This is a genomic window from Tenacibaculum profundi, assembly GCF_057162725.1.
Map to the genome: position 1 here is coordinate 1,808,422 of NZ_CM169894.1, position 17,553 is coordinate 1,825,974.

12 protein-coding genes and 1 tRNA gene are annotated in these 17,553 nt (G+C 32.5%); 1 reads left to right on the plus strand and 12 read right to left on the minus strand.

Annotated features, from left to right (window positions below; genetic code table 11):
• The first annotated feature begins 11 nt into the window (after positions 1–11).
• Positions 12–3,026: a non-ribosomal peptide synthetase gene (locus AC2GW8_RS07400; RefSeq protein WP_440882117.1), complete on the plus strand. Its 3,015-nt coding sequence runs from the start codon at positions 12–14 to the stop codon at positions 3,024–3,026.
• Between the two features lie 223 nt (positions 3,027–3,249).
• Here AC2GW8_RS07400 and AC2GW8_RS07405 read toward each other — a convergent pair.
• The 12 genes from AC2GW8_RS07405 to AC2GW8_RS07460 form a co-directional block, all read right to left on the minus strand.
• Positions 3,250–3,321: transfer RNA gene (locus tag AC2GW8_RS07405), tRNA-Arg, on the minus strand.
• Between the two features lie 19 nt (positions 3,322–3,340).
• A complete protein-coding gene (locus AC2GW8_RS07410) occupies positions 3,341–3,790 on the minus strand; it encodes a GatB/YqeY domain-containing protein (RefSeq protein WP_440882118.1) in 450 nt (149 codons plus the stop codon).
• Positions 3,791–3,819: 29 nt separating this feature from the next.
• Complete coding sequence (gene ftsZ, locus AC2GW8_RS07415; RefSeq protein ID WP_440882119.1) at positions 3,820–5,685, minus strand: cell division protein FtsZ; 1,866 nt, start codon at positions 5,683–5,685, stop codon at positions 3,820–3,822.
• A 70-nt stretch (positions 5,686–5,755) separates the two neighbouring features.
• Positions 5,756–7,102, minus strand: a complete 1,347-nt coding sequence (ftsA, locus tag AC2GW8_RS07420) for a cell division protein FtsA (RefSeq protein ID WP_440882120.1) — start codon at positions 7,100–7,102, stop codon at positions 5,756–5,758.
• The gene (locus AC2GW8_RS07425; RefSeq protein ID WP_440882121.1) at positions 7,089–7,736 is read right to left on the minus strand and encodes a cell division protein FtsQ/DivIB; all 648 of its coding nucleotides are present in this window, start codon (positions 7,734–7,736) and stop codon (positions 7,089–7,091) included. Before AC2GW8_RS07425 ends, ftsA begins: the two co-directional genes overlap by 14 nt.
• A gap of 89 nt (positions 7,737–7,825) precedes the next feature.
• On the minus strand, positions 7,826–9,178 hold the full coding sequence (gene murC, locus AC2GW8_RS07430; protein WP_440882122.1) for a UDP-N-acetylmuramate--L-alanine ligase: 1,353 nt from the start codon (positions 9,176–9,178) through the stop codon (positions 7,826–7,828).
• Positions 9,179–9,185: 7 nt separating this feature from the next.
• Positions 9,186–10,280: an undecaprenyldiphospho-muramoylpentapeptide beta-N-acetylglucosaminyltransferase gene (murG, locus tag AC2GW8_RS07435; protein ID WP_440882193.1), complete on the minus strand. Its 1,095-nt coding sequence runs from the start codon at positions 10,278–10,280 to the stop codon at positions 9,186–9,188.
• A gap of 28 nt (positions 10,281–10,308) precedes the next feature.
• Positions 10,309–11,496 (minus strand): FtsW/RodA/SpoVE family cell cycle protein, encoded by a 1,188-nt coding sequence (locus tag AC2GW8_RS07440; RefSeq protein WP_440882123.1) that lies wholly within the window; start codon positions 11,494–11,496, stop codon positions 10,309–10,311.
• Positions 11,497–11,507: 11 nt separating this feature from the next.
• A complete protein-coding gene (gene murD, locus AC2GW8_RS07445) occupies positions 11,508–12,845 on the minus strand; it encodes a UDP-N-acetylmuramoyl-L-alanine--D-glutamate ligase (RefSeq protein WP_440882124.1) in 1,338 nt (445 codons plus the stop codon).
• Positions 12,846–12,848: 3 nt separating this feature from the next.
• Positions 12,849–14,075: a phospho-N-acetylmuramoyl-pentapeptide-transferase gene (mraY, locus tag AC2GW8_RS07450; RefSeq protein WP_440882125.1), complete on the minus strand. Its 1,227-nt coding sequence runs from the start codon at positions 14,073–14,075 to the stop codon at positions 12,849–12,851.
• Between the two features lie 5 nt (positions 14,076–14,080).
• Positions 14,081–15,544: a UDP-N-acetylmuramoyl-L-alanyl-D-glutamate--2,6-diaminopimelate ligase gene (locus tag AC2GW8_RS07455; RefSeq protein WP_440882126.1), complete on the minus strand. Its 1,464-nt coding sequence runs from the start codon at positions 15,542–15,544 to the stop codon at positions 14,081–14,083.
• Positions 15,544–17,553 (minus strand): PASTA domain-containing penicillin-binding protein, encoded by a 2,010-nt coding sequence (locus tag AC2GW8_RS07460; protein ID WP_440882127.1) that lies wholly within the window; start codon positions 17,551–17,553, stop codon positions 15,544–15,546. Before AC2GW8_RS07460 ends, AC2GW8_RS07455 begins: the two co-directional genes overlap by 1 nt.

Here is a 17,553-nt window from a genome sequence, read left to right on the forward strand (position 1 = left end):
CATAAATAATTATGAAAGAATTCATAAGAAAAATTTCAGCCTCTGAGAGACTATATTTGACCGGAGCTCAATTATATCCTCCCTTTTGTATTCGAATGGTTATTGAAAGTGATCATTCAATAGCTATAAAACAATTACAAAAAGCTGTGTCTATAGCCTCTAAAAGACATCCAAATAGTAGATTGATTCTTGTAAAAAAAGGAATGCATTCTTTTTGGAAAGATTCTGGTATTGATCCTCCTGTAATTTCTTTACCTAAATCATCAGAAAAAGAATTCTCTTCTAAAATGAATTCCGCTATTGACGCGCCTATAGATTACAAAAAAGGTCCAACAAGCTCCGTATATCAAATACAAAATGCTACCTCGTTTTTTATTATTTTTAAAGTATTTCATGGGACAATGGATGGTAAAGGGGCTATATCTTGGGTTAATGACGTTTTTCGAGCGTTAAAAAAAGAGACTATAATAGGCGCAACAAGTACCTTAACAGACGAAGGATTTTTAAAAACTACCAGTCCTAAAAATTCATTTCGTAAAAATTATCCTCTAAATGCCACTCCAGCTATAAAAAAAGAGACAAGGTATAAAACTGATGATATAGCCACACAAACAGTTATCAAACTACCTGGTAAACACACAGCAATAGTTGCCAGATTAATTCATTATTTTTTAAAAAAAGGAAAAATAAATCGTTTCATGATTCCTGTTGATCTAAGGAAGCATGTAACAAATATTCAAACTGGAAGTAATTTTAGTAATCCTATTTTTTTTGAAACTGATGATTCCAAAGATCTTGAATGGAAAGATATTTATGTAGACTTAATTGAACAGTTAGCCGAAAAAAAAGAATTACAAACAGGTCAATATGATACTATATTTCATTATCTACCGGTGGTATTTTTAAACTACATACAAAAAAAACTACAGAAAAAGCAAATTAATAATAGTAGCTTCATGCTAAGTGGTATTATCTCACATATGGGTAAAATAGAATTACAAAACTTTAGCTTTGATAACTTTAATCCTAAAGGTGTGTTTTTTTATCCAATGCACCTTCCTAATATAGCAAGTTCTTTTGTTATTTCAGAAAACAATCACCAAACATACCTCGGCATTAGTGTCCCAAGTAAACTAGCAGATTCAAAAGACTTATCTTTATCACTAAAAAACTTTAAATTACAACTTTCACAAGATCGCATTAAAAACACAAAACCTTCAGTCATAGAAGGAAATAAAAAAAACGATTTCCCATATCAAAGCATAGACAAATGGCTTTTTGAAGAAGTAAAAAAGCACCCTAAAAAAATAGCTTTACGCGAAGGTAATAGCAATACAACATACGAGAAATTTTACAGTGATTTATCCGCAATTGCTAATGCTTTAGCTACTAATTATCAACCTAAAGGAACTATCATAGCAATTCACTCTAAACGTTCTAGCTATCTAATAAAAAGTATTTTTGCCGTAATAAAAACTGGTGCTGCGTTTCTATTAATTGATGATAGTTACCCAAAAGATAGAGTAACATATATGCTGAATGATGCAAAAGTTACTCTTGTCATTACTGATCAATTGATGACCTACCCAGAAGGGGTTCAAAAGATAAAAATTAATGATTTTAAATATGATAACTTTCGCAATGAGAAAAACGAAATACCAACTCGAAATAATGAATTAGCTTATGTATTGTATACCTCTGGTTCCACTGGTAAGCCAAAGGGAGTTTGTGTAAGAACTGAGAGTTTGCTTAATTATCTTAATTGGTCCATTAATTATCTTTCGAAAGACCAAACAGCAAATTTAGCGCTATTTAGTTCCATTTCTTTCGATGGTACATTAGATAATATTTTTCCTCTTTTTTCAGGAGGAAGTATTACTTTATATCCAGAACCTTTTGATTTGGACCTCTTATCGAGAATTATTCATAATCCAAATATCAACGCAGTAAAACTTACTCCTGCTTACTTAAAATTGATTTCTCTAATTCATATTCGTGCTACACACTCTATTCAAAGTATTTATGTTGGAGGTGAAGAATTAACCAGATCAATAGTTCAAAATACTTTCAAAAATTTCGGAAACCATATTACGATTTATAACTTATATGGTCCTACAGAAACGACCATTAGTTCTTCTTACCTAAAAATAGATTATACTACTAATTTATCGAAAAAATCAGTTTCTATAGGTACTCCAATTGATAACACAAAGATTTATATTTTGGATAAAAATTTACAGATCGTTCCAAGGAATAAGATAGGAGAAATATACATTAGTGGTGCTGGAGTATCATTTGGTTATTTAGAAAATCTCTTATTAACTAGAAAATCATTCATAAAAAATCCCAGTTACCCAGATGAAATACTTTATAAAACAGGAGATTTAGCTATTTTGGATGATAATGATTTAATACACTATAGAGGTAGAAATGATCATCAAATAAAGATTAATGGAGTACGAATTGAACTTCCAGAAATCCAACATGCCATCTTAAATACTCCTAGATTAGAAGATGTATCGCTCATAACAGAAGAGACACGGCAAGATAACGAGAATACTAAAAAAATAATTATAGCTTTTTTTACTCCTAAAAATATAAATGTAGGGGATATTAAAAAACAAATAGCATCTCAATTACCAAAATATATGATTCCATCTAAATTTATTGGATTAGATAAAATACCTTATACTAAAAATGGAAAAGTTGATCGAAAACAATTATTGAAGATCTCAAAAAAAATAGTAAAAGAAACAAAGGTTCCGATTCCTTCTGTATTAAACTCAAAAGAGTTGAATTTATTAGTTATATTTTCTGAAATCTTGAAAATTGATAAAAATGAGATCGATAGAGAAGATTCATTTAACGACTTGGGGGGAGACTCACTTGGTATGCTTTTTCTTTTAGATCGTATAGAAAAAGAACTAATTGATACTAAAAACATAAAAAAATGGAAGGAAAAAATTTCTTTAGTTATTCAAACTCCTACCATAAAAAAAATAGGTAAACTGTTAAATCAAATATAGTTTTCTTGTAATAATTTAAGTATTGAATATCTTCAAAATATTACTTTCTTTTTCAAAAAAATAAAACTGTGTTATTTACTTATACGCTAACCTAACTAACAGTTAAACAAACTAGTTGTAAATCAAGATCAGCTTATATCTATTTTATAATTAAGAAAAATGGTGAAACAAAAAGTTTTATAATTACTAAATAAAAAAACACTGGACTAAACCAGTGTTTTCGTGACCCAAGAAGGACTCGAACCCTCACCATCAGAGCCGAAATCTGATATTCTATCCATTAAACTATTGGGTCTTCTTTGTTTGCAAAAATACTATTTTACAAGCTTACTCTTTACAATTGTAGAAATTATTTTACCATCAGCTTTTCCTACTAATTTTTTTGAAGCAACTCCCATCACCTTTCCCATATCCTTTATTCCTTCTGCTTTTATATCTCGAATAATATCATTTACAACTTCTTCTATTTCTTCCTTGCTAAGAGCTTTTGGCAAAAACTGTTCAAGAACAGAGGCTTCTGCGAGTTCAGGCTCTGCCAGATCATCTCTACCTTGATCACTAAAAATAAGAGCACTATCTTTTCTTTGCTTTACTTGTTTCTGAACAATTTTTAATTCTTCCTCATCAGATAATTCTGCATCACCTCTTTCTGTATTTACTAACATAAAAGCAGATTTTAAAGCTCTTAATGCTTTTAAAGCCAATACGTCTTTTGACTTCATGGCCTCTTTTATTTTTTCTGTTAATTGTTTCTGTATTTTCATTCTAAGTTTTGTTTAGAAAAATGATAAATTTAATCTACATTATCATGTAAAAATGAATTGTTTGAATTTAATAAGTCATCCTTATCATTTTTTAAGGCCTTGTCTATTTTACTAATATCTTGATTAGCATCTATATCAACTCCTAATCTTTTATATGCTGGCTGACGTTCAATTTCATCTATATTTTTACTTACTTTGTCAGCAAAGCGATAATTAAATCCTTTCATTTTATCTCGCCTCTCTTGAGCCCTTCTTTGTAATTCTAAAATAGTTAAACTCATAGGAGATCCTTCTTCATTTAACTCTGAATTCAATTCATCCTCCTTGGAACTTGTTTTTACCTCAAACCTCAATGACTCGTCTTCTTCTTTAGCTATTTTTGGAATAGAGCTCTTTCCTATTGTTGGTTCAGCTTTAAAATCTTCTAAAATATATCGTTTATGTATTTTTTTCGAATCTACAACATCTGCCTCAACTTCTAAATTTTTAATTTGCTCTGTTGTTTTTACTATTGTAGATTCTTCAACTTTTGGCTTAATTTCCTCAAATGAGTTTAAAGGTAAATCAAACAGTAAATCTTGCTGAATACTCTCTTCCTTAATATTTTCCTCTTTGTTCGTATTTGAAGCGTTAGTAATGATAAAATCTTCCTCAGAAACAGAATTAAAAGTAACTTCATCATAAACTACATCAATGTTCTTGATAGACTCAGTTGTAAAAACTAGATCAGGGTTTTCTTCATTTTTCTCTTCTTTTAAAACATGTACCACCCTCTGATCAATCTTTTGTGTTAAAGGTTCGTCAATTGTAGGGGCTTTCTCTACTTTTTTCTCTTCGAAATTATACGTTGCCTTTTGCTCATCTTCTAGTGTATGAACAATTTTTTTTATTTCAGTACTTGATATATCTCCTTGCTGATCTAATGTGAAACCTGTTGCTACAACCGTCAAGGAAATTCCATCTTCTAATGCATCATCTTCACCTATTCCCATGATTATATTGGCATCATAACCAGCTTCTTCTTGGATATAATCATTAATCTCACCAATTTCGTCCAAAGTCACCTCATTCGCTCCTGAAACAATTAATAAGAGTACATTTTTAGCTCCTGTAATTTTATTATCATTTAACAATGGTGAGTCAAGAGCTTTAATAATAGCATTTTTAGCTCTGTTAGCTCCAGCCTCCTTTGCTGATCCCATAATCGCTGTTCCACTATTTGATAATACTGTTCTCGCGTCATGTAAATCTATATTTTGTTTATAGTGATGTGTTATTACTTCAGCAATTCCTTTAGCCGCAGTTGCTAAAACTTCATCTGCCTTTGAAAACCCTGCTTTAAAACCAAGGTTACCATATACTTCTCGTAATTTATTATTATTAATTACAATAAGTGAATCAACATGTTTTCGTAACTCATCAATACCTTTCTGAGCTTGTTTTGAGCGCATTCTTCCTTCAAATTGAAATGGCATCGTAACGATTCCAACCGTTAAAATATCCATATCTTTTGCTATTTTAGCAATAATTGGAGCAGCACCTGTACCTGTTCCACCTCCCATTCCAGCAGTAATGAACACCATTTTAGTATGTGCATTTAACATCTGCTGTATTTCTTGAATACTTTCTGCTGCTGCTTGAGCACCAACTTCTGGATTTGCTCCAGCTCCTAAACCAGATGTCAAATGCGCACCTAATTGAACTTTATTTGGGATTGGACTATTTTCCAAAGCCTGGGCATCAGTATTACAAATTACGAAATCTACTCCGTGAATTTGTTTATTGTACATGTGATTTACGGCATTGCTTCCTCCCCCACCTACTCCAATAACTTTTATAGCATTAGATTGTGTTTTAGGCATGTCGAATGAAATGTTATCAAATTCTGCGCTCATAATAACTTTTCTTTTAATGATTTTAATTTAATTTAACTCTACAGGGGACAAGTTTAGAGTTTTATTCTATTTATTCTGCGTTATCTAAAAATTCCTTAAACCTTTCAGTGAACTTTTCAAAGAATGATTTTGATTTTTTTTTCTGTATTTCCTCCGTTTTATAGACTTCTTTTTCATCTTCTGTTTTTATTTCCTCTTCTTTTCTTTCAAAAACGATATGTTCTTCTTCTTTTTTCATTTCTACAATTGTTTCTTCTTCTTTTTCCAATCCTTCAATTAATAAACCAACAGCAGTTGCATATGCTGGACTGGATAAAACATCATCAGAATCCCCTGCTAAATGCTCATTTGGGTATCCAATACGAACGTCCATCCCTGTAATGTATTCTACAAGCTGTCTTAGGTGTTTTAATTGAGAGCCTCCTCCTGTCAAAACAATTCCAGCTATTAACTTTCCTTTCTGTGTTTCATGTCCATAATTTTTGATCTCTAGATAAACATGTTCTATGATTTCTTGAACCCTTGCGTGTATGATTTTAGATAAATTTTTTAGTGTTATCTCTTTAGGCTCTCTCCCTCTTAAACCGGGTATCGATACTATTTCCGTTTCTTTATTTTCACCTGGCCAAGCTGACCCAAACTTTATCTTTAATAACTCTGCTTGTTTTTCAATTATCGAACAACCTTCTTTAATATCTTCAGTAATTACATTTCCTCCGAAAGGTATTACTGCAGTATGCCTTATAATACCGTCTTTGAAAATAGCTAAATCGGTTGTACCGCCACCTATATCGATTAGGGCTACCCCTGCTTCCTTTTCTTCTTGGCTAAGTACTGCCGAGGCTGAAGCGAGTGGTTCCAATGTTATGTCCGAAAGACTAAGCCCTGCACTTTTAACACAACGTCCAATATTTCTAATTGAAGACACCTGCCCAACAACAACATGAAAATTAGCCTCAAGTCGCCCGCCATACATTCCTATTGGTTCCTTAATCTCTGGTTGGCTATCCACTTTAAATTCTTGTGGAAGAACATGGATAATTTCTTCACCAGGAAGCATCACTAACTTATGAACCTGTTCAACTAAATTTTCTATATCAGAGTTATCTATAACTTCATCTGATTTTTCTCGTGTTATGTAGTCACTGTGATGTAAACTTCTAATATGCTGCCCAGCAATCCCCACAACAACATTTTCTATTTGATATCCAGAAACGCTTTGAGCTTCATCAACCGCTTGTTGTATTGACTTTATTGTTTGCGTAATATTATTAACAACGCCACGTTTCACACCTAGGCTTTTCGCTTTACCAATACCGAGAACTTCAAGCTTTCCATACTCGTTTTTACGACCTATCATGGCAACAATTTTGGTTGTACCAATATCTAAACCAACTGCTATTCTATTGTTTTCCATTATGACTATGTTTTGTGCATACAACCTGGTTGTGATACTTTACGTTAATTAATTTATACCGCGTAATGGTTTCGTCTATAAGTGCCTTATTATAAAAGGCCTTTAACTTTTTTAATTTGAGTGAGGCAAACTCGCTACCTCCAAATACTACCCTATAATCTCCAGAACGAACATTAAAAACATACTCACCGTTCGACTCTCTTTCGACTGCAATGATCTCTTTTTTAAAAAAATCATCGCTTGCGATGGTTTGTAGTAATTTTATAAGTTCTTTGATTTCTGTAGCATCCTCTACTCCCGAGACTAACGGAACTCTCGATGAAAAATTACTTGACATTGGAATTTTAACTCCAAATCTATCAATATAAAAAAACGTATCGCCATTTACAAGACGAGCCAAAGGCTTACGTTGTTTTATTAGGGTTTTCAGTATTCCATCTATTGTTAAAAAAACAGAAGCTTTTTCAACATACGGATTCATCGAAACTCTAGTCTCTAGAGAGTGTAAATCTACTACTCTTTTCGGTTGATTTTTAACAAATTTTCGATTTTGTATTAACATTTTATCAACCATACTATGCGTCAGGAAGTTATTATCTCCTTCTTCAAATTCAACGTCTATTTTTTCCACCATCTTATCTCTATTTCTATCGATAGAAAACCCATATAAAAAAAATAAAAAAGCAATTAATGCAATAAACGTTATGTAGGACGAAATCTTTCTCAAATTAATAAACTGTATTTTTTTTCTAAACCTAATTTTACTCTATCTACTAACAAAGAAATATCTCCAGCACCAATCATTACGATAACATCCGCATTTGATTTTAAAACATTCTCAATAAGTTTATTCTTTGAGGTTATTTTTTTTTCATTTATTGTCATTTTTTGCATTAACCAATCTGATGTTATCTCTTTTATTGATTGTTCTCTTGCTGGGTATATATCAAGCATTAAGACCTCATCAAACTTTGAAAGTGAATCGGCAAATTCATTCCCAAAATCTCTTGTCCTTGTATATAAATGCGGTTGAAATACAGCCAACACTTTTTTTCTAGGGTACATTTCTCTTATAGCAGTCTCTACTGCTTTTATCTCTGTTGGATGGTGTGCATAATCATCAATTAAAACTACTTTTTCCGATTTAATTTTATATGAAAATCTTCTTTTAACTCCCCTAAAACTAAACAACTGATCTTTAATCATCTCAAAAGATACACCATAAACATCTGCCATCGTAAAAGCAGCCAATGCATTCATCAAATTGTGTCTTCCTGCTGAATGAAACTTTATATCTTTAACTATCGTACCAGGTGTTTTTATATCAAATAAGTAACCACCTTCACTTACTTTTATATTTAAAGCTTGATAAGCCACAGAATTTCCAAAACCATAAGTTAAACCTTTAATTGGTAAATCTTCAGCCACAATTAAAGCATCCGAGACTTTTCCTGCAAATTCTCTAAAGGACTCATGCAAAGCGCCAGGCTTATCGTATATATCTAAATGATCTAAATCCATTGAAGTAATACAAGCGATATTGGGGCGAAGCTCTAGAAATGAACGATCAAATTCGTCTGCCTCTACTACAGAAATCAAGTCTTCCCCTAAAATCAAATTCGAATCGTAGTTCTCTAAAATACCCCCTAAAAAAGAAGTTGCCTTTAAGGGCTGCATTATGTGCCCTAAAATTGCAGATGTAGTGGTTTTTCCATGTGTTCCTGCAACCCCAAAACAAAATGTATTTTTTGTAATTTCTCCAAGAATTTCGGATCTTTTTAAAACAATATAATTATTAGCTCTAAAATAAGTTAGTTGTTGATGATCTGAGGAAATTGCTGGTGTATAAACAACCATAGTTTCCTTTTTATTTAAAAAGTGTAGATCTATGTTTTTTACTTCATCCTCATAATGAATACTTACTCCAAGCTCCTTCAAGGAATCGGTAATTGGAGAACTCGACCTATCATATCCTGCAACATTTTTACCCATAACAAAAAAATAACGGGCAATAGCACTCATTCCAATCCCTCCAATCCCAATAAAGTATATATTATCTACCTGCTTTAACTCCATATACTCCTTAATTTTGAATAATTTTTTCTATTTCATTAACGATATCATTAGTAGCATTTGGGAGTGCTAGCGTTTTTATATTATCACTTAAACTCTCTTGTTTACCTACATCTTTAAGTAAAGTTTCTAAAATTATTGGAAATGTTTTAAGGTCATTTTCCCTCAACAATATAGCTCCATGTTTATCAGAAATAGCCTTTGCATTTTTAGTTTGATGATCCTCAGCAACATTTGGAGAAGGAATAAAAATAACAGGCTTTCCTACAATACATAACTCAGAAACAGAGCTAGCCCCTGCTCTGGAAATAATAAAATCGGTTGCTGCGTATGCCAAATCCATCCTATCTAGAAATTGAAATACTTGAACATTTTCTTTATCATTATATTTTTTAAAATCATCAAAATATAATTTTCCACACTGCCATATAAGCTGTACATTATGACTTTTAAAAAAATCGAGATGGCTTTCAACCAATTGATTCATTTTCAACGCACCTAAGCTCCCACCTAAAACAAGTATTGTTTTCTTTTTAGAATCAATACTAAAAAACTTCTTTCCCTCCTCAGTTTTAACATGAATAAAAAGTAAATCTTGTCTGACTGGATTTCCAGTTTTAACAATGTTTTCAATTGGAAAAAACCGTTCTAAATTATCATACGCCACACATATTTTTTCTGCTTTCTTCGCTAGTAACTTATTCGTAATACCTGGATAAGAATTTTGTTCCTGTACTAAGATAGGGATGCCTTTTTTATTAGCCATAATCAAAGCCGGACCACTTGCAAAGCCTCCCGTACCTACTGCTATATCAGGTTTAAATCGGTTAATTATTTTGTTTGCATCCCAAAGACTCCTTAATAATTTAAATGGAAACGTTAAGTTAGCCAACGATAGCCTTCGTTGAATTCCTGAAATCCACAATCCCTTGATTTTATAGCCTGCCTGTGGTACTTTGATCATCTCCATCTTGTTTTCTGCTCCAACAAATAAAATATTTGCTTCTGGATAGCGTAGCCTTATTTCATTTGCGATAGCAATAGCAGGGTAAATATGGCCTCCTGTGCCTCCTCCACTGATTAATATATTTAGTGATTTCTTCATGTCAAATCTAATTGGCTTTATTTTACCTTTAAATAGTTTCATGTAAAATATCTAAAGGATTATCATCTAAAATAGTTTCTTCTGTTTCGTTTTTAGACGCGCTTACACTCAAAATCATGCCCAAACCGAAACATGTCATCCAAATAGATGTTCCCCCACTACTAATTAATGGCAAGGTTTGCCCCGTTACAGGCAAAATATTTACTGCTACCGCCATGTTAATCAGTGCCTGAAAAACAATTGGTATACCAACACCAATTACAAGTAATGTTCCAAAAATTGTATTCGCTTTTTTTGCAGTAATTAATATTCTAAAAAGCAATAAAAAATAAATAAATATCGCTAGTAAAGCTCCTATCAAACCATACTCCTCAATAATGATTGCATAGATAAAATCTGAGGATGATTGAGGTAAAAAATTCTTCTGAACACTTTTGCCTGGTCCCTTTCCAAAAGTCCCGCCTGTTGCAATAGCTATTTTTGCCTTTTCAACTTGATAGTTCTCTGCCCCGTCTGAACTCGAAAAACTTTCTAATCTACTTTGCCAAGTATGAATACGATTAGGCATTGCATCTGGAAACGCTTTAGCTACTAAAATAAAAAACAATAACGAGAACAAACCAATTCCAAGTATATAACCTATATACTTCAAAGGATAGCCTCCAACAAAAGACAATAAAAGTATCATTGTAAAGAAAATCGCCGTTGTTGAAAAGTTAGCTGGTAATACTAAAATCAAAACCAACCCAACTGGGAACCACATTTGCAACAAACTTTCTTTAAACTCAATAGGCTTCTCTTTATTTTTTGCCAAGTACCTTGCTACATATACCATTATAACCAAGCCAGCAAGAGTAGAAGTTTGAAAGCCAATTCCAACAAAAGGTATTCGAATCCAACGACTTGCATTTGCCCCTCCTATAACCGTACCTTGTGACATTGTAAAAATTAAGAGTAAAACAACAATAGGCAACATAAGAACCGACCCTCCGCTAAAATACCTATAGGGTATTTTATGAACCCCATAAATAATAGCAAATCCAGAAATTAACAAAACGATATGCTTTATTAAATGTCCTAAAGTAGACCCATTACCTACAACATAAACTAAATTTGTACTAGCGCTATATACCGGCATAAATGAAAATACGGCCAAAACAAGTACAATAGCCCAGATGGATCTATCTCCTTGAATATGTCGAAATAAGGGTTTCATATCTTTACTTTTTACAATCCTGCAACAGCTTCCTTAAATTTATCTCCACGATCTTCATAGCTACTAAATAAATCAAAACTCGCACATGCTGGCGACAAAAGTACTGTATCTCCTTTTTCAGCAATCTTATGAGCAACCTTTACAGCCTCTTCAGCACCCGCAGTTTCAACCATTATATCAACTACATTTTGAAATATTTCAACTATTTTTGAGTTATCCAGCCCTAAACAAATAATTGCCTTCACTTTTTCTCTAACTAAAGGCAATAAATCTGTGTAATCATTTCCTTTATCAACACCTCCTACAATCCAGACCGTAGGAGTATCCATACACTCTAATGCGTAGTATGCAGCATTTACATTAGTCGCCTTACTATCATTTACATATTGTACTCCATTTATTTTAAGCACATTTTCCAAACGATGTTCAACCCCCTCAAAATCACATAAGCTTTCAGCTATTATTGATTTTCTTGCTTTTAATAGGCGAGCTGCCATTGCTGAAGCCATAGCGTTCTTTGTGTTATGTTTTCCCTGTAATTTTAAATTTGAAACATTCATTAATACTTCTTCCGAATTAAATTTTATTATAATATTTTGATCTCTTAAAAAAGCACCATATGCTAACTCCTCTTTTATTGAGAAGGGTACTAATTTTGCTTTAGTTTTATTTTTATTCAACCACTCAACAATTACTTTATCATCTTTATTATAAATTAAAAAATCATTTTCTTTTTGATTTTTAGTTATTCTAAATTTAGACTCTATATAATTGTCAAAACTATGGTTGTACCTATCCAAATGATCAGGTGTTATATTGGTCAAAACAGCAATATCTGAACTAAAATCATGTATACCATCTAACTGAAAACTACTTAATTCCAATACGTAAATGTCATGAGATTTTTCGGCTATTTGCTTTGCGAAACTATCTCCAATATTTCCTGCAACACCAACATTAAGCCCCATCTTTTTTAATAAATGATATATTAACATCGTCGTTGTTGTTTTACCATTTGATCCTGTAACACCAATAACTTTTGAAGTAGTATACTTTGCAGCGAACTCTATTTCTGAAACTATTGGCACACCTTTTTTAACTAACCGCTCAACCAAAGCTACTTGTTCTGGAATACCTGGACTTTTCATCACTATATCCGCTTTGAAAATAAGCTCTTCACTATGTTTCCCCTCTTCAAAGGCTATATTATTTTGTATTAAAATATTTTTATAATGCTCTTTAACTAAACCTTTTTCAGATACAAAAACATCATAATTTTTACTTTTTCCTAAAATAGCCGTTCCTACACCACTCTCTCCTGCGCCAAGTATCACTAGTCTCTTCTTCATTTGCTATCTCAATTTTAAAGTAACAATGGTTAATACAGCCAATAAGATACCTACAATCCAGAATCTAGTGACAATTTTACTTTCGTGATACCCTAATTTTTGATAGTGATGATGCAATGGAGACATTTTAAAAACTCTTCGTCCTTCTCCAAACTTCTTCTTAGTATACTTAAAATAAGAAACCTGAATCATAACAGATAAATTTTCAATAACAAAAATCCCTGCAAGTATTGGTAATAATAATTCTTTTCGAATTGCTATCGCGATAACTGCAATAATTCCTCCTATTGTCAAGCTACCTGTATCTCCCATGAATACCTGAGCAGGAAAGGTATTATACCATAAGAAGCCAATTAAAGCACCTGCAAAAGCAAAAATAAACACAGTAATTTCACCAGATTTTGGTATGTACATTACATCTAAATAATCAGCAAAAATAATATTCCCCGACACCCAAGCGAAAATTGCTAAAGCGACAACCATAATTGCTGAGGAACCAGCTGCCAATCCATCAATACCATCAGTTAGGTTAGCTCCATTTGAAATTGCAGTAACCAAGAAGACAGTAACAAAAATAAAAATGATCCAACCATAACTTCTATAGTCTTTTCCTAAAAAAAATAAAACTTTGGCATAATCGAGTTCATTTTGTTTCAAAAAGGGGACTGTTGTCTTAGTAGATTTATGTGCTTCTCCAAAAACAATCTTTTTTCCATTTTTATCAACAACTTGGGAATCGGTAGACAACTGTTCTTTTATTGTGACATCAGGATGAAAATAAAGCATTGAGCCAACAATCAGACCTAAACCAACCTGACCTAAAACCTTAAATTTACCTTTTAAGCCTTGTTTATCTTTTTTAAAAACTTTAATATAATCATCCGTAAAACCAATAGCTCCCATCCATAAAGTTGTAATTAATAAGATTATAATATAAATATTATCCAGCTTTGTAAGCAGTAACACCGGAATCAAAGTACCTAAAATTATTATAACCCCCCCCATAGTTGGAGTACCAGATTTTTGAGTCTGTCCTTCTAAACCTAAATCTCTTACAGTTTCACCAACCTGTTGTTTTCTTAAATAATTGATTATTTTTTTCCCAAAAATCATGGTTATAAGCAGAGATAGTATAAATGCTGAAGCAGACCTAAAAGTTATAAACTGAAACACACTCGCTCCGGTCAAATTAAACTCACTCTCTAGATATTCAAAAATATAATACAGCATCTTTTTTATGTTTTTTGCTGGTTAAAGCAGTTTACTACTTCTTCTAAATCATTAAAAGGAATTTTCTTTCCTTTTACTTCTTGATATTTTTCGTGTCCTTTTCCTGCAATCAGAATAACATCTCCTGAAGCAGATAGTTTACAGGCCGTTTTTATTGCCTGCTTTCTATCTAGAATAGACAATATTTTTATTTGGTTTTCTGGAGCAACTCCCTCTTCCATATCGTTAATAATACTCTGTGGATCTTCTGTACGTGGATTGTCAGAAGTCAAAATTACCTGTGAACTTAAATAAGAGGCGATACTTGCCATTTGAGACCTCTTACTCTTATCCCTATCTCCACCGCAACCAACCACCGTAATAATACTTTCTTTATTCATCCTGAGATCGTTGATTGTTTGAAGTACATTCTTCAAAGCGTCAGGTGTGTGGGCATAATCTACAACTGCTGTAACCTTATCTTCAGAAACTACATATTGAAAACGTCCATCGACACTTTCTAGTTGACTTAGTAGACGTAATGATTCTAACTTTTCTAAACCTAATAACTCAGCAACGCCATATATTGCGAGTAGATTATATGCATTAAACTCACCTATCAATTTAGTCCACACCTGGACCCCATTAAAAACCAGCAAACTACCAGCAAAGCTTTTCTCTATGATTTTCCCTTTAAAATGCCCTACAGTTTTAAGTGTATACCCAAACTTCTTAGCTTTTGTATTTTGTAGCATTATTTGACCATTTTTATCATCAAGATTAGTTAGTGCAAATGATGTATTAGGTAGATTATCAAAAAAAGATTTCTTAACATCTCTATACGCTGCAAAATTTTCATGATAATCCAAATGATCATGTGTAAGGTTCGTAAAAACACCCCCTTCAAAGTGTAGGGATTCTGCTCTTTTCTGATGAATTCCGTGAGAGCTTACCTCCATAAAACAATATTTTACTCCGCAAGCTACCATTTCTGACAAATACTTATTAATAGAAACAGAATCTGGTGTTGTATGAGTAGCTTTGTATTCTTTATCATCAACTAATATTTTTACTGTGGAAAGTAAACCTACTTTAGCTCCTGAGCTTTTCAATAATTGATATAATAAAGTAGTTATTGTTGTTTTCCCATTAGTTCCTGTAACTCCTATTAATTTTAGTTTCTCAGAAGGATTATCAAAAAAGTTTGCCGAAATAGTAGCTAAAGCACTACTTGAATCTTCTACCTCAACATAAACAACTTTTTCTTTAAAGATCTCGGGTAAAATTTCACAAACAATAACTGATGCTCCTTTTATTAATGCTTTATCTATAAAATGATGACCATCTACGTTCACTCCTTTCTGAGCTAAAAATAAGCTCCCCTCCTTAACATTTCGACTATCGAAATAAATACCATTAATCATAACATCAACAGAGCCATAGATGGTTTTAATCGAAACTTTATTTAATATACTTTCTAATTTTTTCACTACGATAATCTTAGATAAACCGTTGAACCTTTTAATACTTTTTTCCCATGTTCAATTGACTGATATAACACCTTCCCAATTCCTGTGAATTTAACCTTTAATCCCATATTCTCAAGTAAAGAAATCGCATCCATACCACTCATCCCCAGAACCCGAGGCATTATAGTTTTGTACTTCTTGAGTTTGGTATAATACGCTTCATAATCCTTATCAACTTTTGCATAAGAAATAACATCTGTTACTGACTGATTTTGAATAGGAGTTGTTGTATATATTTTCTGAGCTATTTCTTTGAAAACTGGTGCCGCAACCTTGGCTCCATAATATCCTTTTTCTTTTTTTGGCTCGTGAATTACCACTATACATGAATATTTTGGGTTATCTGCTGGAAAAAAACCTGCAAACGAAGCAACATACTTCGAACTAGAATAATACCCTCCAGTGATTTTCCCATTTGAATCTTTATGCCTAGGAATAAACTTTTTTGCAGTACCTGTTTTTCCTGCCATTGAAAAATTAGAAGAATAAATATTACTTGCTGTTCCTTTTTTCACAGTATTCTCCATAATTTTTCGAACTTTATCTAATGTTTCTTGAGAAGCTATTTTATCCTTAACCACCTCTGTTCCAAAACGCTTATCTATTCTATTTGCTACTCTTAACTCTTTAACAAAATAAGGTTTCACTAACTTTCCATTGTTTGCAACAGCATTATAAAAGCTAAGTATTTGGAGAGGGGTTAATGAAACCCCATAACCCCAAGCCATCCATTCAAGAGTGATCGGTCTCCAATTTTTATCCGGAGTTCTGATAAAAGGTTTTCCTTCGCCTTTTATTTTTATTCCAGTTTGCTTATCCAAGCCGAAGGATTTAATTCTATTCACAAATTTCTCAGGTTTCCTATCGTAATACTTTTGAATCGTTTTAACAATACCTACATTTGATGACACTTCAAAAACTCTTGACAAAGAAATCCTACCATATCCTCCCACCTTGCTATCTTCTACTTTTCTGTCATTGATAAATATTTTACCTTTACCACAATCAACAACAGCAGAAGTATCAATTAGTTTATCTTCAAGTACTGCCATTAAACTAGCCAACTTAAATGTAGAACCAGGCTCATGACTTTCCCAAACAGCATAATTCCTTTTTTCATAATACTTACCTTTAGATGTTCTACCCAAATTTGCAATTGCTTTTATCTTTCCTGTACTCACCTCCATTACCACTGCACATCCATGTTCAGCCTCAAAATCTTGCATCTGCCTTAACAAAGCATGATGAACTATATCTTGGATATTGACATCGATTGTTGTAATGACATCATGCCCATCAATTGGCTCTTTTTCATTAACATCATTGATGGGTTTCCATTGTCCTTTTGCTATTTTCTGTTTTAATCTCCACCCATTTTCACCTTTCATATAATCCGCAAATGCCCCTTCAATCCCTGCTCCTCCTCTGTAATCATCATAACCGATTGTTCTCTCTGCAATCTTCCCAATTGGACGCACCCTAACTGTCTGTTGCTCAGCAATAAAACCTCCCCTATAAACACCTAGTTCAAATATTGGGAACTGTTTCATCCTAGCATAGTCATTATAACCTATACTTCTAGCTATAAGCAAATAGCGATTTTTACGCTTTCTAGCATCTCGCAATTTTTTCTGATAAAAACTTGGTCTTTTACCCATTAAACTAGATAATGAATCTGACAGTGACTTTATATTTTTCTCAAACACTCTTGATTTAACAGACATAACATCCATTCTAATAGTAAATTTTGACATTGAAGTAGCCAATAAATTCCCATCAGACGCATAAACATTCCCTCTGTTAGCAAAAATAGTATCGTTTCTATGTGTTTTAGCTAGCGATAATTTCCGGTACTTATCTCCATCCAAGAATTGTAACTCAAAAATCCTAAAAACAACAACTACAAAAAAAAGAGCCATCAAAATAACAATTACATAAAGTTTATTTAATATGCCTTTTTTTATCACCAT

Bases quoted from the DNA above. Each gene is read 5' to 3' on its own strand.
- AC2GW8_RS07460 (WP_440882127.1), bottom strand. From the start codon at position 17,553: ATGGTGATAAAAAAAGGCATATTAAATAAACTTTATGTAATTGTTATT.
- murD (WP_440882124.1), bottom strand. From the start codon at position 12,845: ATGAAGAAGAGACTAGTGATACTTGGCGCAGGAGAGAGTGGTGTAGGA.
- AC2GW8_RS07425 (WP_440882121.1), bottom strand. From the start codon at position 7,736: ATGGTGGAAAAAATAGACGTTGAATTTGAAGAAGGAGATAATAACTTC.
- AC2GW8_RS07440 (WP_440882123.1), bottom strand. From the start codon at position 11,496: ATGAAACCCTTATTTCGACATATTCAAGGAGATAGATCCATCTGGGCT.
- murG (WP_440882193.1), bottom strand. From the start codon at position 10,280: ATGAAGAAATCACTAAATATATTAATCAGTGGAGGAGGCACAGGAGGC.
- ftsZ (WP_440882119.1), bottom strand. From the start codon at position 5,685: ATGAGCGCAGAATTTGATAACATTTCATTCGACATGCCTAAAACACAA.
- ftsA (WP_440882120.1), bottom strand. From the start codon at position 7,102: ATGGAAAACAATAGAATAGCAGTTGGTTTAGATATTGGTACAACCAAA.
- murC (WP_440882122.1), bottom strand. From the start codon at position 9,178: ATGGAGTTAAAGCAGGTAGATAATATATACTTTATTGGGATTGGAGGG.
- mraY (WP_440882125.1), bottom strand. From the start codon at position 14,075: ATGCTGTATTATATTTTTGAATATCTAGAGAGTGAGTTTAATTTGACC.
- AC2GW8_RS07410 (WP_440882118.1), bottom strand. From the start codon at position 3,790: ATGAAAATACAGAAACAATTAACAGAAAAAATAAAAGAGGCCATGAAG.
- AC2GW8_RS07400 (WP_440882117.1), top strand. From the start codon at position 12: ATGAAAGAATTCATAAGAAAAATTTCAGCCTCTGAGAGACTATATTTG.